Annotated in this window: 15 protein-coding genes and 1 tRNA gene; 4 read left to right on the forward strand and 12 right to left on the reverse strand. The window is 56.6% G+C overall.

Going from position 1 to position 20758, the window contains the following annotated elements; genetic code table 11:
- Positions 1-162 precede the first annotated feature (162 nt).
- From CPA57_RS03215 to CPA57_RS03235, 5 genes are all read right to left on the reverse strand, one after another.
- On the reverse strand, positions 163-792 hold the full coding sequence (locus CPA57_RS03215; protein WP_182081399.1) for a hypothetical protein: 630 nt from the start codon (positions 790-792) through the stop codon (positions 163-165).
- Positions 793-959: 167 nt separating this feature from the next.
- Positions 960-1892, reverse strand: a complete 933-nt coding sequence (gene mreC, locus CPA57_RS03220; protein ID WP_182081401.1) for a rod shape-determining protein MreC — start codon at positions 1890-1892, stop codon at positions 960-962.
- A gap of 58 nt (positions 1893-1950) precedes the next feature.
- A complete protein-coding gene (locus CPA57_RS03225; RefSeq protein ID WP_077396577.1) occupies positions 1951-2997 on the reverse strand; it encodes a rod shape-determining protein in 1047 nt (348 codons plus the stop codon).
- A 255-nt stretch (positions 2998-3252) separates the two neighbouring features.
- On the reverse strand, positions 3253-4824 hold the full coding sequence (locus CPA57_RS03230; RefSeq protein ID WP_182081403.1) for a 2-isopropylmalate synthase: 1572 nt from the start codon (positions 4822-4824) through the stop codon (positions 3253-3255).
- A gap of 191 nt (positions 4825-5015) precedes the next feature.
- Positions 5016-5885, reverse strand: a complete 870-nt coding sequence (locus CPA57_RS03235; protein ID WP_182081404.1) for an N-acetylmuramoyl-L-alanine amidase family protein — start codon at positions 5883-5885, stop codon at positions 5016-5018.
- A gap of 638 nt (positions 5886-6523) precedes the next feature.
- Between CPA57_RS03235 and CPA57_RS03240 the strand changes: the two genes are divergently transcribed.
- A complete protein-coding gene (locus tag CPA57_RS03240; RefSeq protein WP_182081800.1) occupies positions 6524-9370 on the forward strand; it encodes an Rne/Rng family ribonuclease in 2847 nt (948 codons plus the stop codon).
- A 90-nt stretch (positions 9371-9460) separates the two neighbouring features.
- Here CPA57_RS03240 and CPA57_RS03245 read toward each other — a convergent pair whose 3' ends face one another.
- Positions 9461-9838 carry a hypothetical protein gene (locus CPA57_RS03245; protein ID WP_229709205.1) on the reverse strand — a complete coding sequence of 126 codons (378 nt, stop codon included), beginning with the start codon at positions 9836-9838 and terminating at the stop codon, positions 9461-9463.
- A 59-nt stretch (positions 9839-9897) separates the two neighbouring features.
- The gene (xseA, locus tag CPA57_RS03250; RefSeq protein WP_182081406.1) at positions 9898-11376 is read right to left on the reverse strand and encodes an exodeoxyribonuclease VII large subunit; all 1479 of its coding nucleotides are present in this window, start codon (positions 11374-11376) and stop codon (positions 9898-9900) included.
- A gap of 76 nt (positions 11377-11452) precedes the next feature.
- Here xseA and purD point away from each other — a divergent pair, with 76 nt between their 5' ends.
- On the forward strand, positions 11453-12691 hold the full coding sequence (gene purD, locus CPA57_RS03255; protein ID WP_182081408.1) for a phosphoribosylamine--glycine ligase: 1239 nt from the start codon (positions 11453-11455) through the stop codon (positions 12689-12691).
- A gap of 79 nt (positions 12692-12770) precedes the next feature.
- On the opposite strand, the gene CPA57_RS03260 is transcribed toward purD, so the two are convergent.
- From CPA57_RS03260 to polA, 3 genes are read right to left on the reverse strand one after another with little or no spacing between them, the layout of a single operon-like run.
- Positions 12771-13448: an HAD family hydrolase gene (locus tag CPA57_RS03260; protein ID WP_182081410.1), complete on the reverse strand. Its 678-nt coding sequence runs from the start codon at positions 13446-13448 to the stop codon at positions 12771-12773.
- 10 nt (positions 13449-13458) lie between these two features.
- Positions 13459-14121, reverse strand: coding sequence for an SCO family protein (locus tag CPA57_RS03265; protein WP_182081412.1), 663 nt, complete (start codon positions 14119-14121; stop codon positions 13459-13461).
- 32 nt (positions 14122-14153) lie between these two features.
- Positions 14154-16934 carry a DNA polymerase I gene (polA, locus tag CPA57_RS03270; protein WP_326831335.1) on the reverse strand — a complete coding sequence of 927 codons (2781 nt, stop codon included), beginning with the start codon at positions 16932-16934 and terminating at the stop codon, positions 14154-14156.
- A gap of 43 nt (positions 16935-16977) precedes the next feature.
- On the opposite strand from polA, the gene CPA57_RS03275 reads away from it, so the two are divergent.
- Positions 16978-18021: an alpha/beta fold hydrolase gene (locus CPA57_RS03275; protein WP_229709256.1), complete on the forward strand. Its 1044-nt coding sequence runs from the start codon at positions 16978-16980 to the stop codon at positions 18019-18021.
- A gap of 71 nt (positions 18022-18092) precedes the next feature.
- Positions 18093-18169 (forward strand) — tRNA-Arg (locus CPA57_RS03280).
- A gap of 211 nt (positions 18170-18380) precedes the next feature.
- On the opposite strand, the gene CPA57_RS03285 is transcribed toward CPA57_RS03280, so the two are convergent.
- Together CPA57_RS03285 and CPA57_RS03290 are read right to left on the reverse strand one after the other, a co-directional pair.
- Positions 18381-19577, reverse strand: a complete 1197-nt coding sequence (locus tag CPA57_RS03285) for a Dyp-type peroxidase (RefSeq protein WP_182081416.1) — start codon at positions 19575-19577, stop codon at positions 18381-18383.
- A gap of 10 nt (positions 19578-19587) precedes the next feature.
- Positions 19588-20754: an NHL repeat-containing protein gene (locus CPA57_RS03290; RefSeq protein ID WP_229709206.1), complete on the reverse strand. Its 1167-nt coding sequence runs from the start codon at positions 20752-20754 to the stop codon at positions 19588-19590.
- Between the last annotated feature and the right edge of the window lie 4 nt (positions 20755-20758).

Here is a 20758-nt window from a genome sequence, read left to right on the forward strand (position 1 = left end):
CGCCTGCTCCTCTGAGAAAGACAGGTCAGCGGCTGGACCACTTCGTTTCCGAAATGGCGGACGGGTTTCATCACGCCGGAAGAACATTGCTCAATATACACTTAAAGAAAGATTAAAAAAAGGAAAACTCAAGGCTTCCATGTTTCAGATAGCCATAGTCTATTATAATCTGTCGTGTTTTTCCATAACAGAAAGCCCCCACAAATACAGAACATGCAGGAAAGGATAGCTCCCCACAGCAAGAGATTCCTGAAAAACAATAGGATAAACTGACAAAGCTCCCCGCACCCGGATGACCATCAGCACCCAGTCCGTCATAGCCTCTCCCAGAACGATCAACCCGTACAAAATCCATGACAACAGGAATCCACGACGGGAAAGGCCGACACGGCAACCATGAGCCACGCCATAGGCCACCAACATCCAGAAAAGAAGCACACCCGGGGGATTGGCACTGAACAGCTCGATCACCAACCCGCTACAGAATAAACCAAACAGCGGCATGAAAGCAGGACGATATAACGCCCAGAACCAGACCGTACCTAGTGTTAGCGCTGTCTGAAGTTCAGTTTGCCCCAGAATGCCGAACGGGGCAGACAACACAAAAGCTAGAAACACCATGATGATACAGGGCGACAACTTGCGCCGTACCCGAACCATCAGCTTGCGCTGCCGTACGCCTTCTAGCGCCTCATGGTCCAGCCGCCCCTGTTCCAACCGTAATGCCATAATCTCGCACCCGTTGCTATCTTCCCGGCCCCATGCCCCCTCGGGAATAATGTGCTTACCCATAGAAAGCAAACATTCCAAGAAGCAGAACACATCTTTAGGGCTATTTCCGGTCCAAGGTCAGAACCATGTCCGAAATATACCATCGAAATGACTGTATAGACCATCAATGACAACAGACGGTTTAACCGCCAGCGTATAATGATGTGCCTTGCACAAAAAAAGGAACGTCAGCCATTCCTGAGAGAAGCGAAAGGCAGGAAGCGACGCAGATTCTGCCAGTTTGAAGGGGCTTCACCATCTCGATGATCTGGCAAAAGCGGCGGTTTTTCCCGTACTCGCCCCGCACTGGGTGGGGCCTCCAGCATAAAATCACCATCGAAAACACGTATCAGCTCCAGCTTTCCAAGAGCTGCATCGGGTATGACGACCGGCTGCCCCGGTGTCAGATAATGCACCCGCCCGACAGCCACACCCCCTGTAAGACCTGTCTGCCCCCGTGTGACGATATGCTCACCCTCCTCCGGAGGAAGGCTCTGATTATAATACATAAGACGGGGATACGGCGTGTTATCACCGATCATCATGGCATCCCCGCCACTACTCTGTAATGTGACGGGAATACGGCTAGCAGCATCTTCAATCAGCAGGACACGCACAACATGCGGCCCTACCTCGCTGACACGCCCAACAAGCCCGACAGCATCCACCGCTAGACTGCCCTGCTGCACCTTGTGGTCGCCCACTTCCAACAGGACCGCCCGCAGATAAGGGCCGCTCTCATCCCGAACAACCCACCCGCTTACATAGTCTCTGGAATCTTCTGTCCCCCAATGCAGGGCCGCCTTCAGGCGGGCATTCTCCTGCCGGAGGGTCTGAGCCTCGCCATACCAATAAGCAAGCTGGCGGTTCTCCTGCCTTAGGCGGGCATTAGACGCCAGAAGATCACCCACGCCCTGTAGCGTTAGCTGCCATTTACGAAACTGCCGTTGTGGAAAGAGGAGAGCTTGATAGGTAGGCCCAACACTTCGTACCGCCGCCATACGCAGCTGTATGGCCTTGCCCGGCCATATCTGCCCGGCCAGCACAATCCCCACCGCCAGAAAGACCATAACCGGCAGAACCAGCCCGGCCAGAAGCTGGCGTGTGTGAATGGAGACCATAAGCCTACCTCTCCCCTCCGTTCAGCCCTGAGACCAGAACCTTGTTGGCAGAAAAGGATTAGTACATGCTGCTCAAAACACTGCGGAGCTGCTGCATATGCTCCAGCGTGCGCCCCGTCCCTACGGCTACGCAGGACAGCGCATTCTCGGCAACAACAACCGGCAGACCTGTGGCATTCCGCAGCACGTCATCCAAACGCCGCAACAGCGCACCACCACCAGAAAGGACAATACCTTTCTCCACAATATCAGCAGCTAGCTCCGGTGGCGTATGTTCCAGAACGGTTGCCACAGCATCAATGATATGTCCTACCGGCTCCTGAAGAGCCTCCGCAATCTGCGCCTCACTAACGGTGATCTCACGAGGGACACCATTCAGAAGGTCACGCCCCTTGAGCGGCATAGTCCGTTCTTCGGTCTGCGTATTGGGGTCGAACGTGGCTGCACCAAGATCAATCTTGATCCGCTCGGCAGAACTTTCCCCGATCATAAGATTATAGTTACGGCGGATATAGGCCATAATAGCCTCATCCATCTGGTCGCCACCAACCCGGACGGAGCGGGCATAGACGATACCCCCGAGAGAAATCACAGCGACCTCGGTCGTGCCTCCCCCGATATCCACAATCATACTACCGGATGGCTCCGTCACGGCCAGACCAGCCCCGATAGCCGCCGCCATGGGCTCCTCAATCAGATAAACCTTCCGGGCCCCGGCACTCTCTGCGCTCTCCTGAATAGCCCGACGTTCTACAGCGGTGGAACCAGACGGAACACAGATGACGATTTGTGAGCTAAAAAAGGACCGGCGATTGTGAACTTTGCGGATGAAATGCTTGATCATTTCCTCCGCACTCTCGAAGTCGGCAATAACGCCGTCCCGCAGTGGGCGGATGGCCTGAATATTTCCCGGCGTACGGCCAACCATCAGCTTGGCCTCATTCCCTACCGCCAGAACCTGTCTGCGCCCGCGCACTTCTGTTACAGCGACAACGGAAGGCTCACTCAGCACCACACCACGCCCCTTGACATAAACAAGGGTGTTAGCAGTGCCAAGATCGATCGCCATATCAGCGGAAATGAGCCCCAACAGACGAGAGAACATTCAAAACTCCTGGCCGGATAGCCCCGTGCTCACGGGGAGTGGAAATAATCAAGAACACCATCCACAGCATTCGCCGCAAATTATAAAGCCCCACAACAGTTCAGCAAGGCCATATTCCCACCCTAGGCAATATTTTTTCGCAGAAAACTCCGCTTTAATTACCGTACAGTAACATTCGGCCTCTTACTGTATCAAAGTCTGAACCGGTGACTGACACAGGTACGCCCACCAAGCCACCGGCCATCTTTTTATTCTTCAGACAGACAGTTCTTCTGGCTCACCACGTGTACGCTTTACCAGCAACTTGTTCAGCGCATGAATATAGGCCCGGGCAGCTGACACAACCGTATCTGCATCACTTCCCTGCCCATCCACTAGGCGACCACCCTCCTGAAGACGGACCGTCGTGCGGGCCTGAGCATCGGTCCCTTCTGTAACATTGGCTACAGAGAACAATGCCAATGTTGCCTCATGCGGGAATGCTTCCCCAATAGCCCGAAAGACAGCATCCACAGGGCCATTACCTGTAGAAGACACATGGCGGGCTTCACCATCTACTTCGACATCCAGCACTACCTGTGCAGCATGCTGCGTGCCGCCCTGCAACTCCAAAGAGGTCAGACGAACACGCTCATGGTCACGGCTTTCATCATCAACCAGTGCCCGCACATCATCATCGAAGACGATCTTCTTATGATCTGCCAGTGTTTTGAAACGCTGGAAGGCAGCATGGATGGTCTCTTCCGTCAGGTCTTCATACCCCAGAGCCTTCAGCTTATCCCTGAAGGCAGCACGACCGGAATGCTTACCCAGTACCAGAGACGTGCTTGTCCACCCCACGCTTTCCGGCGTCATGATCTCATAGGTGCCAGCGTGCTTCAGGATGCCATCCTGATGAATACCACTTTCATGAGCAAACGCATTCCGTCCCACGATGGCTTTGTTCGGCTGAACGTCAAAGCCCGTGATCGTAGCCAGCAGACGGGACATGCCCAGCAGGCGGGGTGTCTCGATGCCTGTTTCCATGCCGTAGCGGTCATGACGGGTCCGCAGAGCCATCACAACCTCTTCCAGAGCCGCATTACCGGCACGCTCACCAATACCGTTAATCGTACATTCGATCTGCCGGGCACCGCCTTCAACCGCTGCCAGCGTATTACCTACAGCCAGCCCCAGATCGTTATGATTGTGTGTGGAGAAAATGACCTGATCCGCACCCGGTACACGCTCCTTCAGCATAGTGAAGATGCGTTCCATCTCATCTGGCGTCGCAAAACCAACCGTATCGGGGATGTTGATGGTCGTTGCCCCATTGGCAATGGCTGTTTCCACACAGCGGCACAGGAAGTCCGGCTCCGTGCGGGAACCATCTTCAGCCGACCATTCCACGTCATCTGTATAACGACGGGATTCCTTATTACCAAAAGCGATCAGCTCCAGCACCCGCTCCGGCTCCATCCGCAGCTTGTACTTCATATGCAGCGGAGACGTGGAGATGAAGTTATGGATACGCCCACGCCGTGCGCCCTTAATGGCCTTGCCAGCGGCTTCAATATCCTTCGGGGCACTACGGGCCAGACCACAGATGACAGGGCCATCCACGTTATCGGCAATCTGTTTCACGCTCTCGAAGTCACCTTCCGAGGCTGCCGGGAAGCCCGCCTCGATGACATCCACACCCAGAGCGGCCAGGGCATGGGCCATGCGCAGCTTCTCACCCAGATTCATGGAGAAACCAGGGGACTGCTCACCATCACGCAGGGTCGTATCGAAAATAATGATACGATTATCGGCAATATGACCAAAAGAAGGATGCTGAAAAGACATGAATACGCCCTACTCTAAAAATCTACGAAAGGTCCAAAAAGGGAGGTTTTACCCCTGAACGCAGCAAAGCACCTGCTCGCCCGTATGGCGTTCAGGGGTTCATAAGTCGTAGAAGGAGGGCGCTAAAAAATGTCATTGCCCGGGCAAGGTAGCGGGCAATGACGCATGATGCAAGCGACTACCAGACTTTTTTACAGCATACCCCTCCGCTGCCGCAGGAAATAGCCATCAATGGCCTGCTTCATAGCCTGGGTGATCTGCGTTCTATGAGCAGCCCGCCGCAGGGCCTGCTCATCCAGGTGATTGGACATGAAGCCCATTTCCACCAGGACAGAGGGAATATCACCAGACTTCAACACCCTGAAGGCGGCATGGCGGGAGGGATGATGCAAAAGCTGGATACGGTTCTGGAATGAGCGGATCACACTGGCCGCCATATGGGCCGACCCCCGGCGTGTTTCCTCATGCACGAGGCTGTTGAGGATTGCCTCCACATCCGGCGGCACGCCAGCCACACCCGGCCCGGCAAAACGATCTGCACTATTCTCCGTCTCTGCCAGCATGGCCGTCTGCCTGTCCGATGCATTGCCGGAAAGCGTATAAACGCTGGCCCCACGAATATCAGACTGATGCAGCGCATCCGCATGCATGGAAATGAACAAATCTGCCTTATGGCGATGGGCTAGCTCCACCCGACCCGCCAACGGAATGAAACGGTCATCTTTCCGGCTCAGCACTACATCATACTTACCAGAAGCCATGAGAAGATTGTGCAGCTCTGTCGCAGCCGCCACGGCAATATGTTTCTCATACGTTCCGGAAACACCAATAGCCCCGGGGTCTTTTCCACCATGGCCGGGGTCGAGCATGATAACAGGTTTAGGTGGTGGAACCCTACGAAGCACGGCAGGAGCCTGCCCGGCATGCAGTCCTGCCCTCTTTAAATGGGAGGAAGCTCCATGAGCCACACCGTGGCGTGCGGCCAAAGCACCCCCTCCACCAGCCAACAACACCCCACTGGCCGCCCCGCCCAACAGATGGCGGCGTGTCAGCTTTGCCATGGTGATCCTCCTCTGCGTTCGGTCCACGACACTACCTTATCTTCAAACACGGCTCCCCAGCCTCTTCCATTCCATTAAGCGATCCCTCCTAATACGGGAACCGCCTTCCCATTTTCTTTGGTTAACACCTCGCTACAGAACCTCACATAAACAGGGAAAAATGGCTTTATTCCGCCCGTTCCACTGCCCATCAACTACCCACTTGCCATCCGCCCTGATTTAGGCCATTGTCACCGAGCAGAAGCCCGGAGCTCCAATGCACTCCCGCCCTGGAAAACAGGCTGGCAGGACCGCATCAGGCAGGGCCCGCAATGCAGTACCTTCTCCGCGCCGTTTGGTGCAGATAGCCCGGGACGATTGTTCCCGGTGTGCTCACACCCTGGCAGGAAGGCTGCATCCGAACCACCGGCATCCCACCTGGATGGCATCGCCATCCCCTAGGCGGGCTGCATCAATTCCCGATGGCAGGACCTGCCATCAGCGTGTTTACCAGAGGCTGCAATGCTGTTCTGTGTTATCCCATATGGCGCCCCTAATAGGATGTGCGCCCGCAAGAGACCGGATCACCTGCCCTCTGCCGACCAAGACAATCGGCGCATACAGGGCCATGACCCATGCGCCACGGAGTCCAGTCCTTCATGACAAAGCAGATGCTCATAGACGCCACACACGCCGAAGAAACCCGCGTTGTGGTCATGAACGGCAAGCGCATTGAAGATTATGATGTTGAAACATCAGCGCGCCGTCAGCTTAAAGGCAATATTTACCTCGCCAAGGTCATCCGTGTAGAACCGAGCCTTCAGGCTGCCTTCGTAGATTACGGCGGCAATCGCCACGGTTTTCTGGCCTTCAGCGAAATCCACCCCGATTATTTCCAAATCCCCGTCGCCGACCGGGAAAAACTTCTTGCCCTTCAGGAAGAAGAATATGCTGCCGAGCAGCGCAACCGGGACAATGATACCGATGATGAGGAGCTGGATGAAGACGCCCTCTCCGACACGGACGAACCCGGCCCGGAAATTGTCAGCGGTGAGCATGATACCGGTGACGAACAAAGTGCCAGCCGCCGCATGGCGCGGTTCCTGCGTAATTATCGCATTCAGGAAGTCATCCGCCGCCGTCAGGTAATCCTTGTGCAAGTCGTCAAGGAGGAGCGTGGCAACAAAGGTGCTGCTCTAACAACCTACCTCTCCCTCGCTGGTCGCTATGGTGTGCTGATGCCCAACGCTCTGCGTGGTGGTGGGGTATCCCGCAAGATCACCTCCGAGACTGACCGCCGCCGCCTGCGGGACATCGTCAGCAAGCTAGACCTGCCCCGGACAATGGCCATGATCATCCGCACAGCGGGTGCCGGCCGCCCGGAAGCGGAGATCACCAAGGATTGCGACTATCTCCTCCAGCTCTGGGACAATATCCGTACCCATGCGCTTTCCTCCATCGCTCCAGCGTTGATCTATGAGGAAGCAAGCCTGATCAAGCGGGCCATCCGGGACCTCTTCACACGGGACATCGAGACTGTTCTAGTTGATGGAGAAGAGGCATGGAAGAATACGAAAGAATTCGCCCGCTTGTTAATGCCTCACAATGCCAGCCGCATCCGCATGTGGCAGAATAGAGGGCAGAATCTTTTCTCCCACTATCAGGTAGAGAGCCATCTGGAAGCCATGTTCTCCCCAACGGTCAAGCTGGAGTCCGGTGGCTATATCGTCATCAACCAGACCGAAGCTCTCGTTGCGATTGACGTTAACTCCGGCAAATCTACCTCTCAGCGCAATATTGAGGAAACGGCCCTCCGTACCAATCTGGAGGCTGCCGAGGAGGTTGCTCGCCAGCTGCGCCTGCGTGACTTGGCTGGGTTGATCGTGATCGACTTCATCGACATGGAGAGCCGCCGCCATAACAGTCAGGTAGAAAAACGCCTCAAAGAGGCTCTCCGGATGGACCGCGCCCGCATCCAGCTGGGTCGCATTTCCCATTTCGGGCTGCTCGAAATGTCCCGCCAGCGTTTGCGCCCCTCCATTGCCGAGAGCATGCTCAGCCCCTGCCCGCACTGTCAGGGAACAGGGTTCATCCGTGGTGTGGAAAGCATGGCCCTGCAGGTTCTCCGCAGCGTAGAGGATGAAGCTAGCCGCCGCCATTCGTCCGATATCATCGTACATGTCAGCCCCAGCATCGTCCTTTACATGCTCAACAGCAAACGGGCTGCCATCAGCCAGCTTGAGCAGCGGCATAACATGACCATCCGCTTTGAAAATGACGAAAGCCTGCCAGAAGGTGAGCTGCGTATCGAACGGCTGGCCTCACGGCAGAAGCCCTCTCGTGAGGAAAGCCCTGTTACCACGGTTCGCACAATCGACATCACAGAAGGAGCCACTCCTGCCGCTACGCCGGAAGCCAACCCGAAAGCCGGTGCCGAACATATTCAGGAAGAACGGGATAGCGGCAACGAAGGTGAACCACGCCGCCGCCGCCGCCGCCGCCGTGGTAGCCGTCGTAACGAGCAGGATAGTCAGGACATTCAGGCTGAAACCGCTACCCAAAAAGATGCGGCTCCGGCAAAGGCTGAAACTGGCAATGCTGGCAGCGTCAGTTCTGAAGATGATGGACAGGCTCTCATGCCCGGTCGTCGTCGTACCAGAACACGGCGTGTTACAACCTCCTCCCAGTCTACCCATCAGCCTGCACCGGCAGCACATCGGGAAGAGGAAGAGCAAAAAGGCCGCCGCCGTGAGCGTCCAGCCCGACGTCGCCCAGCTCGCCATCAGGAAGAGCGGGATACCGTGCAGGGGTCTGCTACCTATCAGGGGCCAACACCGGCCAACCCGTTCCAGGGAGCAAGCATTGATATTTTCGACATGATGGAACAACAGGAAAGCCTCAGAGCTGCCCAGTCCCATGATGAAGAAATCACCGTTGCGGATGAGCCAACACCTCCCCACCATCGCCAGAAGCCGGCTCGTCCGGCAGCAGGGACGGTAAGTGCGGAAAGCCACGGGGATACCGAAGACGAGAAACCCGCTCGCCGCTCACGCACCCGTCGTCGCCCAGCAACACGCAGCCGCATTGTTGTTGACCAGGCTCAGGACGAAGACGAAAATCAGGTCGTCAAAATCCCGTCCCGTCCGGTTGATCCTGCTGATGTTGAGGAGGAAACGGCCCGTCGTCAGGCTCGCCGCCCCCGTCCTCGCCGTCGCCCAACACGGAACGAGACAGTAGAGCCCGACACTGACACGCAGGCCGTGGAGGCAGCACCTTCCCCGGTTGCGGCCGTAGAGGGTGAGGCACTGCCAGAAGCAACGGCAGAGGAAAAACCCGCCCGTCGTCGGCGTCCTGCACGACGCAAGAAGGCTGCGCCTGCGGAAGAAGCCCCCTCTGCCCCCAAGGTAGAAGAGACGGCCCCGGCTGAAAATGCCGTAGCACCGCAGCCAGTCAACATTGATGAGACAAAACCCAAAAAACGGCGTGTGGGCTGGTGGCGGCGTTAAAAGCCACCACCATCGTAACATGCTCTAAAAAAAGGGCGGCCAGATTAAACTCTGGTCGCCCTTTTCTTTATCTGGTCCTAACTAAAGACCTTAACGGCAAACGCTGTTATTGCCATCCTGTGCGATGAATGTGCCTGTCAGAGGCTGGAAACAAGCATTACGGGCACAGCTATTTCCGACTGCCAAGCTGCGGCTATACACACCTGCGCCCGTTCTGGCCTGTTCATGTAAGGCCGTACCACAAAGCGGTGTATTCACCGGGGCAGACGGAAGGTTCGTTTTCGCCCGGTTAGAAGGAGAAACGTCTCCTCCTCCACCAGAAGGAGCTCCCGCAAAACTCTGAATAGCTGGATGCTGTGCCGCTGCAACCTGCCGTGTAGGTGGCGTACTAGCACAGCCTGCCAGTATACCCCCCATCACAAACATCAGGGTATACCCCCGCATCACTATGACGACCTTATGCATCATATCCCCCTCCATCACCCGGAACTTATCACTGCCCTTCACACAAATAAGCACAGCAACATTTATAAGCTAAACTCGCCCTGCTGAGCCTGCTGACCAGCCCCCTCGGGGTCCAACTGAGCCTCTCGGACACCATCTGCAAAAGAAAGCCGGACCCGGCTCCTCTCCGGCACAGCCTTGGAAGAGGTGACTGCATGGCCCGCTTCATCCTGCACCAAAACATAGCCACGCTCCAGAATGGCCCGGGGGGATACCGCCTTCAGATGGCGGGCAACCCCTTCCAGCCGTGTTCTTTGAAGATTCATCTGGGACTGCACAGTCTCTACCCGCAACGGAGAGCGCAAAAGATGCATATGGCACCCCTGTATGTATCTCTCCCACCCAGACTTCAGCCGTCCTGCCTGCGTTTCCACAAGGCTGCGCCGCTGGCCCAATACAGTTTCCACAGCTGGCAGATGATAGGCAGACTGCCCCAACAGGGCACGAGCCCGCATCACAAAGCCCGGCAAGGCTAGCTCCAGCCTCTGGGCACGGTCATCCAGCCGCATCCGGGCTGTATCCAGCAAGCCCGGCAGGTCTGGCATCCGGGCCGCAACAGCCTGCAACCGCAGACCCTGACGTTGCAATATCCCCGCCATCCCCCCGGAAAGGCGGGCTGTTCGATGTGTAAGGTCTGCTAACAATTCCGATCGAAGGGGTACAGCCATTTCAGCTGCGGCCGTGGGTGTCGGTGCCCGCCGATCGGCGGCATAATCAACAAGGGTCGTATCCGTCTCATGCCCCACAGCGGAAATGACTGGCAGCGGGCAGGCAGCAACGGCCCGCACCACAGCTTCATCATTAAAAGCCATGAGGTCTTCCAACGAACCCCCACCACGAGCCACAATCAGCACATCCGGCGGGTTAGGCAAAGCGCTCATAGCCTGCACAGCATGAACAATTTGGCGTGCAGCCCCTTCCCCCTGCACAGCCACGGGCCAGAGCACAATATCCCGTGGGAAGCGGCGAGAAATGGTCGTGCAAATATCATGTAGCACAGCCCCAGACCGGGATGTCACCACCCCCACGCAACGGGGTAGGAAAGGAATGGGCTTCTTACGGTCGGACTGGAAGAGCCCTTCATCCCGCAACCGGATACGCAGAGCCTCGATCCGGGCTAGAAGAGCCCCCTCGCCAGCAAACTCCATCCTGTCGATGATGAGCTGGTAGTTCGAGCGTTCACCGTAAGAGGAAATCTTCCCTGTAGCGATAACCTCCGTACCATTCTCCGGCACCATGCCCAACCGGGAAACATTCCCCCGCCAGATGACAGCAGAAATTTTCCCGCCTTCATCCTTGAGGGAGAGATAAACATGGCCAGAGGCGTAACGCTTCATCTCCGTGATCTCACCACGGACACGCACCCGCCCGAACGTCCCCTCCAGCACACGTTTGATCGCCGAGGAAATCGACCCGACAGAATATTCCGGTATGTTGCTGCTCCCCGAACCCGTGCCGCTCTGCTGCCCGGTGGGAGAAAGAAGGCTCTCTCGTTCCATCATGTAGCCATTCTATGCTAAATGAGGGACAACGTGAAAGCGGCTATCTTCACCGCACGACATAATAAAAGGAAACAGAATGCGCGTACTTCTGGTCGGTTCAGGTGGACGGGAACATGCCCTCGCCACAGCCATTGCCCGGTCCCCTCTACTGGACACACTCTTTGCCGCTCCCGGCAATCCCGGCATGGCGGACTGCGCTCGCTGCGTTTCCATCGCTGCTGATGACATCCCCGGCCTGGTCGAATTTGCCAAAAAAGAAAAGATCGACCTTGTGGTGCCAGGGCCGGAAGTCTCCCTTGTAGCGGGCCTGACCGACGCCTGCCAGCAGGCGGGTATCGCCTGTGCAGGCCCTTCCAAAGCAGCCGCTGCGCTGGAGGGTAGTAAAGCCTTCACCAAAGAAGTCGCCGATGCGGCTGGTATCCCTACCGCCCGCTGGCAGCGTTTCGATGCCAATAGCAACACAGACGCCGCTAAGGCCTATGTGCGTGAACAGGGCGCCCCTATCGTCATCAAAGCGGATGGTCTAGCTGCCGGTAAAGGCGTTGTCGTTGCCCAGAGCGTGGATGAAGCGCTGGATGCCATCGACCGCCTTGGCCTGCCGTTGGTTATTGAGGAATGTCTCGTCGGGCGGGAAGTTTCCCTCTTCGCCTTCTGTGCTGATGACAAAGCTAGCCTGATTGGGGCTGCACGAGACCATAAGCGGGTCGGCGATGGTGATACTGGGCCGAACACGGGCGGCATGGGGGCTATCTGCCCGCCACCGGATTTTGACCGTACAGCACAGGAAGCCGCACTGGACCTCACCGTCCGCCCGATGCTGGCAGAAATGGTACGCCGTGGCACACCGTTCCGTGGCGTGATCTTCGCTGGCCTGATGCTGACGAAGGAAGGCCCGAAGCTTATCGAATACAACGTGCGCTTTGGTGACCCAGAGGCGCAGGCCCTACTCATCCGTCTGGAAAGCGACCTTCTTCCAGCCCTTAAGGCTCTGGCAGAAGGCACACTGTCTGAAGACAGTATCCGCTTTTCGGATAAACCATCCATTTCTCTGGTGCTGGCCGCCAAGGGCTATCCGGATGCACCCATCAAGGGGGGTGTCATTTCCGGACTGGACCGGACGGAACAGCTTCCCGGCGTGTCCGTCTTCCATGCAGGGACAAAACTGGATGGCGACAAGCTGCTGGCCAATGGTGGGCGTGTTCTGACCATCTGCGCCACAGGCCCCACAGCAGCCAAGGCCCGCTCCCGTGCTTATGAGGCAGCAGCAACCATCCAATGGGATGACAAGATGCTCCGTAGCGACATCGGGCTGTAAGACTGTCCCACGTGCTACAAAAACAGGGCCGGCCCATGAAAATGAGCCGGCCCTGTTTTACGTTGATGATATAGCCTGTTCAGCTCTCTGTATCGGATAGCAGGGCCGGTAGCTCCCATAGGCTATCCAGCTGATAATTTGGCTTCAAAGCCTTACAGACCTCTGCCACACCGTGCCCGTAGCTAGCCCAGCAGACATCCATGCCGAGGTTCTGAGCAAAATTGATATCCGCTGTTGTGTCGCCCACCATGAGGAACTGTTCCGCTTTCCAACCCGGTAAAAGATGGGCCAGACGCTGGGTGAACACTTCTTTCTCCGGCTTGCGGGGGAGCCCTTCTTCGGCACCAATGGCAGCCTCGAAGAAGTCTTCCAACTGGAACCGGGCAAGGCTGTGCCGCAGAGTAGGTCCGTGCTTATTGCTCACAGCGACCAGTCTGTACCCTCGCCCCTGTAAAATCTGCAGCACCTCATGAACGCCATCATACAGGTAGGTTTCTTCCTCATCAGCCTGGGTGTAACGCTTACGATAAGCTGCAACGTAACGCTGCGCCTCCTCCATCGAGGCACCTTCATCTACGATGCTCTGGTAAAAACCCTGTAGCGCATCTCCCTTACCCAAACGCTCCTGCAAATAGGAACGAGGCGGAGGCGTACGGTCAATATCCTCGAAAGCCTCCTCCAAACTCCGCAGGATGGCAGGGCGTGTCTCAGCCAGCGTACCATCATAATCCAGCAGAAGAATGGGATAGCGTAACATGGGCTGTTCCTTACTCTCTGTTCTGGCCAGACCGGGCCATGAGCTGCTCCAGCCCTGCTGTCAGGACTGTGGTGTCATCCGTCACTGGAATCATGCCAGCATAATGACCTTCCGGTGACATGACCACGAAAGATGGGGCAGGCTGATAATATGTCTGCCCCGGCTCCAGCGCATAGGGGGCATGGAAGAGGCGTGTCATGGCCTGTGTCATGTTCGGGGTCGCAAAAACCGGGAAGATGTGCGGGGCTACACCCATCACATAATCTTTCAGCGTATCGGGGTCTTCCGCTCTGGCATCCAGCGAAACGACCAATGGCAGAGTGTTCCGGCCTTTTTGCTTCATCGTTACGAGTGTCTGGTCCAAAGCCTTGAGCGGCGGCTGGCAGCGTTCAGGCGGGCAGCGTGGGTCTACAAACCAAACAACTGTCCATGCCCCCTGAAAATCACCCTCTGTCACCATTCCCCCGCCGAGGGAAAAGACACGGAAAGACCCGCCCACCGCATTGCCCTGCGTATGGACCCGTGCCCCTTCATTCGTACCGGTCGAGAGATAATACCCCCCATAACCCAGCAGCCCCGCCAGCAGGATCAGACCAAGAACAACCCACCCTGCACGGCGAACCTTCTTCTTGGGGTCCAGCCCGTTCTTGTCCCCAGCCTGCTGAACAGTCATGCCGTTATCTCCCTTTTTCTTTTCCGCTGGCCTCAGTGAGCCTCGCCCCAGTTCTGGCCAAGCCCTGTCTCCACAGACAAAGCGACATCCACTGTGGCCACGGATTCCATGACCTCTTTTACAAGAGCTGCCGTCTTTTCAGCTTCGTCATCCGGGACTTCAAAAAGAAGTTCATCATGCACCTGGAGCAGCATCCGAGCCTTCAATCTCGCCTCGGCCAGCCGCTCTGGCAGACGGACCATCGCTTTTTTGATGATATCCGCAGCACCGCCCTGTAGAGGGGCATTAATGGCCTGACGCTCGGCATAGGAACGCTGCGCTGCCTGACGGGCCTTGATACCCGGCACATAACAACGACGGCCGAAGGGGGTAAGCACATAGCCTTTTTCCCGAGCTTCTTCCTTCATCGTCTCCATATAATCCCGGATGCCGGGGTAACGTTCAAAATAGGCATCAATATAACGTTTGGCTTCGCCCTGCGGCACCTGAAGCTGCCGGGCCAGACCAAAGGCCGAAATACCGTAAATAATACCGAAATTGATGGCCTTAGCCCGCCGCCTTGTCAGTGGGTCCATCTCTTCCAGAGGGATGCCGAACACTTCGGAGGCTGTGCGTGCGTGAATGTCCTGCCCATTACGGAAAGCATCCAGCAAGGGCTCAATCTGCGCCACATGGGCCAAAAGGCGTAGCTCAATCTGGCTATAGTCGGCAGATAAAAGCTTATACCCCGGTGCTGCCACGAAGGCCTGACGAATACGGGCACCTTCCTCCGTGCGGATAGGAATGTTCTGGAGGTTCGGCTCGTTGGAGGAAAGACGCCCTGTGGTCGTAGTCGTCATCTGAAAAGTCGTATGCACACGCTGGGTCTTCGGGTCCATCAGCTTAAGCAGTGCATCCGCATAAGTAGATTTCAGCTTGGCCAGACGCCGCCAGTTCAGAATGGCCGTGGGAAGGTCATGCCCCTGCTCGGCAAGTTCCTCCAGAACACGGGAATCCGTGCCCCATGCGCCCGTCTTGGTGCGTTTGCCACCGGGGAGCCCCATCTCATCGAACAGAATTTCCCCCAGCTGCTTAGGCGAACCAATATTGAAGGACCGCCCAGCCCGATCGTAAATCCCCTGCTCCATCTCCGTCATGCGGGTGGCGAAATCCTCCGACAGGCGACGTAGCTCATCAGCATCGACCCGCACACCCTCTTCTTCCATGCGCTCCAGAACAGTGATAAGCGGGCGTTCCATTTCTTCATACAGAGCTGTGGCCTTCTGGCGAGGAAGGGTTACACGCAGCACCTCCCAGAGGCGAAGCGTCACATCGGCATCTTCCGCCGCATAGGCGGTAGCCTTATCCAGCGGCACCTGTGTGAATGAGATGCGATTACGGCCTGTTCCCGTTACCTCATCATAAGAGATGGGCGTATGATCCAGATGCAAACGGGAGAGTTCATCCATGCCCTGACCATGCGCTCCAGCAGACTGGGCGTAGGAAAGCAGCATCGTGTCATCCAACGGGGCGATGACCTCCAAACCTGCCTGCCGCAGGATGGTGAGGTCATATTTCGCATTTTGGAAAATCTTCAGCACCGTATTATCGGCCATCAGCGGGGCAAGCTGCTCCAGCGTGGCTTTTGCCGCCAGCTGTTCGCCGACAGGGGCTTCCAGCGTGCCTTCATGACGGAACGGCACATAACACGCCTTACCCGGAGCTACGGCCAGAGACAAACCAACAATCTCGGCCGTGCGGGCATTTAGGCCGGTCGTTTCCGTATCCACAGCTACACGTCCTGCGGCACGGGCGGCGTCGATCCACTGAGCCAGCGTATCCTTATCGGTCACGGTCTCATAAGGGCCGAAGGATGCCTCGCTACGGGGAGCATCCCCAACATCCTGCCCCTCTTCCGTGGCTGAAGCCGGGCTTGCGGCGGGCTTGCGCTGCGCTGGATGACGGGCTTTGCCACCAAAGCCCATACGCTGGAGAATGGAGGAGAAGCCCATACTCTCCAGCCAGCTCCGCAGCGTTTCGGCATCGGGTTCCCGAGGGCGTAGCTCCTCCACGGGGGTGGGCACAGCCACATCGTCTGCTAGGAGAACCAGCTGGCGGGAAATACGGGCTCCCTCAGCATGGTCGATGAGATTTTGCCGCCTCTTGGAAGGCTTCATGCTAGGAGCCGCCTCCAGGACAGCATCCAGCGACCCATATTCATTGATAAGCTGTGCTGCCCCTTTGGGACCGATCCCCGGCACGCCCGGTACATTATCGGTGGAATCTCCCATGAGGGCCTGCACATCCACCACCTTATCCGGCGTCACACCAAATTTAGCCTCGACCTCGGCCAGACCGATGGGCTTTTGCTTCATCGGGTCCTTTAAGGACACACCGGGGCGGATAAGCTGCATCAGGTCTTTATCTGACGAAATGATGGTGCAGCTACCACCCTGCTCTACGACCAGACGAGCGTAAGTTGCCAACAGATCATCTGCCTCCCAGCCCGGCAGTTCAATGGCGGGAATCCCAAACTGGTCCGTTGCCTGACGGATGAGGTCGAACTGGGGCCGCAGGTCTTCCGGCGGTTCGGGGCGATGGGCTTTATAATCGGGGTAAATATCGTTACGGAACGTCTTACGGCCTGCATCAAAGATCACGGCCATCGGCTGGCCTTCATGCTCTCTCATGAGCTGCAAGAGCATGTTGGTGAAGCCGTAAACAGCGTTGACGGGTACACCCTCCGGATTACTCATGTGGCGAATGGCAAAGAAGGCACGGAAAATGAACCCCGAACCATCCACCAAAACCAGATGTGTGTTTTTTGACGTCACGCCGTCTTTCTCCCCTGCCCATGCTGGCAGATCAGTCTTGCAGATGCTTTCTTCTCTAGCCGATTTCCGACGTTTTAAAAACGGTCCCCTATCTGTCATAGCCGTATTTCTGCTCGTGGCTTTGCTTGAGGGGTGCCAGACACTGCCTGCCCCCCAGACTTTGCCCCACCGCACTGCCGAGGCTGCCTTCATCCCTGCCAGTACGCAGATTGCTCTCTCCGATGGCAAGCAGGCTCCAGTACGGCTTTATATACCAAATATACCAACGCCCCCTCTTCGGGGCGTTATTCTGGCCTTTCATGGCTTCGGGGACAGCCGGGATGCATGGGAAGTCATGGCTCCTGCCCTGAACAAGGCGGGGTTTCTGATTGTCGCACCGGATGTGCGTAGCTTTGGTGAGTTCCCGGTTAAAGGGAACTGGAGCACGACAGACCGGATGATTGCCGATGCCGTGGAAGAAGTACGCTGGTGCCAACATCGCTGGCCCGGCCAGCCCCTCTATCTGATGGGGGAAAGCATGGGCGGTGCCCTTGCCCTCCTCACCAGTGCGAACTTGCCTGTACCCCGCCCTAATGGGCTGATCCTACTAGCCCCGGCCATCCTGTCGATTGGCGAGCCGTGGCAGACCCTTCTAGAAGGCTGGAACCTCATAACACCGCAGGCACGGCTAACGGGTGCGCATGTACCGGGACATCATGTCGCCACGGGCAATCTCACGGCCATGCGCCGCATGTTCTTCGACCCCCTAACCCGCCACGAGACAAACGTTCACGCCCTGCGAGGGCTGACGCATCTAATGGCCCGTGCATTGGAGGCCGTGCCCTCTGTACAGGCACCAACCCTGCTTATCTGGGGGGACCGAGACCAATTTGTCCCGGCCTCGGCCACAGGTCACCTTATCCAGCGGGCCCCTCAACACCTCTTCCGGTTAGATGAGCTGCCCCGTGGTTATCACCTCATCACCCGTGAACCACATGACCGCCCGGCCAAAGACATCATCTCGTGGTTGGAGCAGCCGGGCCATTTTCTGCCCTCCGGCGGGGACAGTGCCGCCACTATGTGGCTCTGGCTGGAGCAGACACGCTAAATAGAATGGAAAAAAGAACAGATTAAGGGCTAGGCAAACAGGCTCCTTCCCGTTAAAAGTACCGCCAACGGGGACCCGTAGCTCAGCTGGATAGAGCGTTGCCCTCCGAAGGCAAAGGTCGCGCGTTCGAATCGCGCCGGGTCCACCATCAAAAATCCTAAAATCGATCACAATGGGGCATATTTCAGCCCCTTGCCGTTGTCTTTCCTTCACAACTTCCATCGTGGCAACGTACCCGGCACCTGCCTCGTCTCCAGTGTGAAATTAAGCCTCTGACATCTCGTAACCGGATGAAAGAGAGCCGAGCACTACCTGCCCTACACCCTATAACGGTGCCCAACGGACGAAGAGCTTTCACCTCACCCCAGCAGCTCCTCCCCCACATAATGACCCTCCATACGCCCCGGACAGGCGAAAAGGCCGCTGCCGATGTGGGTTGTGTATTGGTTCATCATGTCGAACTTAGACATACGCTCAAATATCTTCGTAAAGGCTGTGCGGGGGTCCTGCTGATAAGCAAGAAACATCAGCCCCGCATCGAACTCATTGCCCTGCCGCCACGGGGGCCAGCGTTCGGCAATGTAACTTAGGCCATTATCGTAGGAATAAGACCGCCTCAGCAACTCTGCTCCACCATTCTCCTGCGGCGCAGCAAGGCGGGCATGGGCATTTTCAGGCGTAATAGGGTTGCCGTCTTTATCCGTCTGCTTCAGCGTTAATGGTTCATATTCATGATGTCCCCCAATAGGGGCACCGCTCTGCTTCTGACGCCCCATTGTCTGTTCCTGAAAACCCGTGTTCGTCCTGTCCCAATGTTCCAGAGCGATGCGAATAATGCGGGCTACAAGGTAGGTCCCACCCTGCATCCACGGTTTATCCGTAGGGGCTGCCCACAACACACGATCCGCCACAGCAGGGTTAGTAATATCAGGCTGTATGGTCCCATCCTTAAAGCCCATGAGGTTACGACCCGTCTGGTGCTTCGCAAAATCCGGGGAAAAGCCCGTCTGTGCCCAGCGCGGTGTTGCGATATTATCGGCCAAACGGGCTAGGATGCGTATGGCATGAAAGGCCGTCTGCGGGTCTGTTGCACAGCTTTGCACGCATAGATCCCCCCCTGTATGGGCAGGAACAAGCTGATCCCCTGTAAAACGAGGCAGATCCTCCAACGGGGCTGGGCGGCAGGCCGCCAGACCATACCGATCTTTCCCATCCTTCATGAACAACCCCGGACCAAAACCAAAAGTAAGGGTCAGAGTGCCGGGCTCCAGCCCTTCCACATCTCCGGAATCAACAAGATGAGGGGCTGATTCATGCTTCATCAAGGCATCGGCAGCCTCTGTCCATTTCCGCATGAGGGCCGCTATGTCGGATTTCTTGTCTGTCGTAAGATCAAACGTGATGAAATACAGAAACGGTAACTGCGGTAGTGTAATGCCGGGCTGATGCTGTATCCGGGCAGGCAGCGCAAAGCTGACTGTCGGTTTCATCAACTCCAGCCCTGCCAGCCCCAACGCCCCACCCAGAAGACGACGACGGGAAAGAAAAAATGTCATGGCTCTACTCTCACGGGAGGGCAACATTGAGGGTATTCATATCGTCTTCGACATAATAGAAACCCTTATTATCCGGCGTCATGGCTAGACCGAACAGGTCCCCGTTACCGGGAGGCTGCTGTGCCTGATCATTATCAACCCACTGCGCGTAGAGCTGCTTCTTCGCTACCGGGTCAATCTCAACAACCTGCCCGTTGCGCCCGTTTGCTACTAGAAGGTGATGCCCCGGCACCCAGATCATCGCCAATGGCCAGTTAAGAAGCTGCCCTTTGGTAATGACACGCCCTACCGCATCATTTTTCCGTGTGACAGGCGTTGTCCGGTTTACTGCATCATCAATGGCGGTCACTTCTTCATCGTAACCATCCGTAACGTACAATGTGCCATCACTATCCAAAGCGAGCCCCGTCGGCCCGAAGAGGAAGTTATCACGGTCGGCACGGCCAGCAAAACCACTTGCAATGATCGTCTGCTTATCCAGAACTGGGGGCTGCCCCTGGGGAATATGCAGATTGAAACGCAGAACAGTCGCATTATGCAAGATAGGCGGGTAGTGCGTTACGGGGTCCAAAACATAAGGGCTTGGCAGCCCTGCCGCCGCCATGGAAATAAAGAGCGTTGCCGTATCCCCGTTATCAATACTCGCAATATTTCCCCACGGCCCTGTTATATCCGGCCCCTTCCATGCAGTAGCGAATTTTCCATTGGCATCGAAGACAAGCAGGCATCCGTCCCCCTTCGTGCCTGTTGTGCCATCCTTGCTTGGTGTACTACCTACAATAACCCAGCCGGACTTCAGAACCGTCAGTGCTGTCGTAAAGCCAATCCCTCCCGGACAGGCTGGTAGATTGGCCGGCGCACTGGCAAAGAGTCGTATATTCTTAGTAACGGGAGAGTAAGCGACAATCGTTGTCCCTGTCCCCTGTAGATTATTTACATTATTGAAGTTGGTAATAAGAACCTCATCCTTCTTCAGGCCGCCCACATCCTGCGGCACGAGATAAATGGCGTAAGGATTGAGGTCTCCATTCCCCGGACTGGTGGAGGCCAGCATGGCATGACGATGGATAGTCTCCAGAAAGCCCCTTGGTGCGGCCTCTCCTGCCTGCTGGCCACACATTAGGGCCACCGTCAGACAGACCAGCCCCGGTAACATTCGGTAAAACACACACTTCATGAGA

This window comes from Bombella favorum, assembly GCF_014048475.1.
GTDB classification, from domain to species: Bacteria; Pseudomonadota; Alphaproteobacteria; order Acetobacterales; family Acetobacteraceae; genus Bombella; species Bombella favorum.